The 2,246-nt window shown below is 72.5% G+C and carries 1 protein-coding gene and 1 pseudogene; both read right to left on the bottom strand.

Translation table 11 applies throughout. From position 1 onward, the window contains the following. Window positions 1-183: 183 nt before the first annotated feature. The gene (locus OO48_RS33795) at window positions 184-621 is read right to left on the bottom strand and encodes a hypothetical protein (protein ID WP_033223431.1); all 438 of its coding nucleotides are present in this window, start codon (window positions 619-621) and stop codon (window positions 184-186) included. Between the two features lie 1,305 nt (window positions 622-1,926). Next, window positions 1,927-2,246 (bottom strand): annotated as a pseudogene (locus OO48_RS40505) (ISL3 family transposase); the annotation flags it as partial.

The following is a 2,246-nucleotide window of genomic DNA, read 5'->3' as shown; positions in this document are numbered from 1 at the left end:
GGCGACCTTCCCGCCGCACCGGCCTGAGAGGCGAGCACGCCCCGGGGCGCGGGGCGGCGCCGTACGCGGGCGTCCTGCCGTCGAGCCTGCGAGGCGGCTCGGGGCCGCACCGGGTTGTCTCCGGTGCGGCCCCGAGGATGTCTGCCGTGCCGTGGGCCGGACCGCGGCGGCGCGTCGGCCGGCCTACAGTTGCTTGAGGGCCTCGTCGGTCGTGGCGGCCTGGACGAAGGCGTTGATGCCGGGTCCGTCGGGGAGCGGTTCCTGGCTGCCGCCGCCCCGGATGATGTTCGAGGCCAGCCAGCCGGCGGTGAAGCTCGTCGGGATCGCGAACTGCCCGCGGGCGGTGAAGGCGATCACGCCGTAGGCGACGGAGGCGGTCTCCGGGTGGTGGGCGAGCAGCCACCGCAGCGTGGAGGCGAGGTTCACCGAGGCGCCGGGGGCGATGATCCGCGCCCTGTCGTAGGTGGCTTCCCTCTGTGCCCAGCGGCCCCGGGCATCGGTGGTGATGCGGTCGGTCAGGGAGAGGATCGCGGCGTCCTGGACGAGCTCGCGCAGCATCTCCCGGGGGATCTCGACGGTCTCCTGGTCGAAGAAAGAGTGCGCGAAGTGGCGGCCGATCATGTGCTTCTCCGATCTCGTCGCCTGGTGGTGCGGGCCGGCGGATTCCGGGGCCTGTTCGGGAAGGTCCGCGAGGCGCTGTTCCCCTCGCGCAAGGCCACCGTGCAGACCACCCACCCACCCAGGCCGGACAGGCCCGCACGCGCAAGTACGGCGGCAGCACCAAGACCATGGCCGCCGCCTACGGCGTCTCCCCGGGCACCATCGCACGCTGGGTCGACGGCACCCGCCACCCGGCCGGCAGCCTTCGCGAGAAACTGCGCCTGGACCCGGTCGACGTGCAGACCACCGAGAACGGCCGTAAGCGCAAGGCCAAGCAACTGGCCAAGCTCGGCCCCACTCGGGGATCTCCGCCCGGTCGGGCGCGCGCACCTTCGACATCCAGGGCTCGGACGCCGTCCGGGCCCGCGACATCCACTTCGATCCCCCCGGCGACCAGGCCGCCGCCCTCACCCTCGCCCTCGCCCAGGACGAGGTCCGGGAGATCATCGGCGAAGCTCTCGTCGAGTACTTCGACGGCGGCTCCTACGGTGGATTCACCGCCGACGACTTCGAGTACGACACCGAGGACTTCGACCTGAGCTGACCGACCGACAACTCGACCGAGGGGGCGGCCCACCAGGGCCGCCCCCTCGGCGCAGCGAAGGAAGGAACGCGAATGCGCAGCCCCGGCTACTACCTGGTGGCCAGCCTTCTGGTGGCCGTCGGCCACACCTCCGAGCAGGCCGAGCGGCCATCGCCCGGATCGGGTACGACGTCCTCAACTGGGCGCAGGGCAGCATCACCGGCACCGCCCTGCGCAGCCCCGACGACCGGCCGGACGCCTACGTCGACGGCTGGTGCGAGGGCTCGGGACGGCGTTCATCAATCTGTGGGGGCCTTCGGTTCGGCCACAGGGCCGAACTCGGACAAGTCCAGCACTGAGGTGAGCTGGTAGCTGTCGCCGACGCAGTCCACCGTGAGCTCGGAGAGCCGGCCATCGGTGTCGACGAGGAGGTCGGTGCCGCAGTCGGTGATGTGGTGCGCGCTCAGGCGCTGGAGGCTGCGAGCACTGACGGCCTCCCGCAGTTCTGCCACCGGCAGCCGTCCGGACAGGTGGTACGCCTGGCCGCCCTTGCGCGTGCGCAACTTCTCCATCCCCCGGTAGGAGGCCGGGTCGGTGGCCAGCAGCGCCCGCACCAGGGGGCGGTGGTCCGCCACCAGTGGCTCGGGGGCGCGCCCCGTCCTGGTCCACGGCCCTTCGTCTGTGCAGTGGTAGGAGGCGTCCCGGGCCAGCGTCAGGTACACCGTGGTGACGACGCCGCCGTCCACGGTCGCGTAGCGGTGCCGGCGCTTGAGGGCGAAGTCGTCGACGCCGAGCACGCGCGGGACGCGAAGGGGCGGCAGCGTCTGGCGCATCAGCAGACGAAGGGCGGCCGAGCGAGAGATTGCGCACGTCAGCGCGCGGGAGAGGCGGGCACCCGCCCGGCCCGCCAACCCCTTGACCACAGCGCCGAGTTGGTCGGAAAGTCGTCTGGTGCGGCGCTGGCAGCGCTCCACGACGCCGGGGACCTGCTCGCGGAACGTCTGCCGCGGGCAGCCGAGCACCGGGCACACCAGCCGCCGCAGCCGCACCGACACCACCACCC

It is taken from the genome of Kitasatospora phosalacinea (assembly GCF_000716545.1).
Lineage (GTDB): Bacteria > Actinomycetota > Actinomycetes > Streptomycetales > Streptomycetaceae > Kitasatospora > Kitasatospora phosalacinea.
The sequence above is the reverse complement of the archived record's forward strand: the minus strand, read 5'-3'. Positions and strand labels throughout refer to the sequence as shown.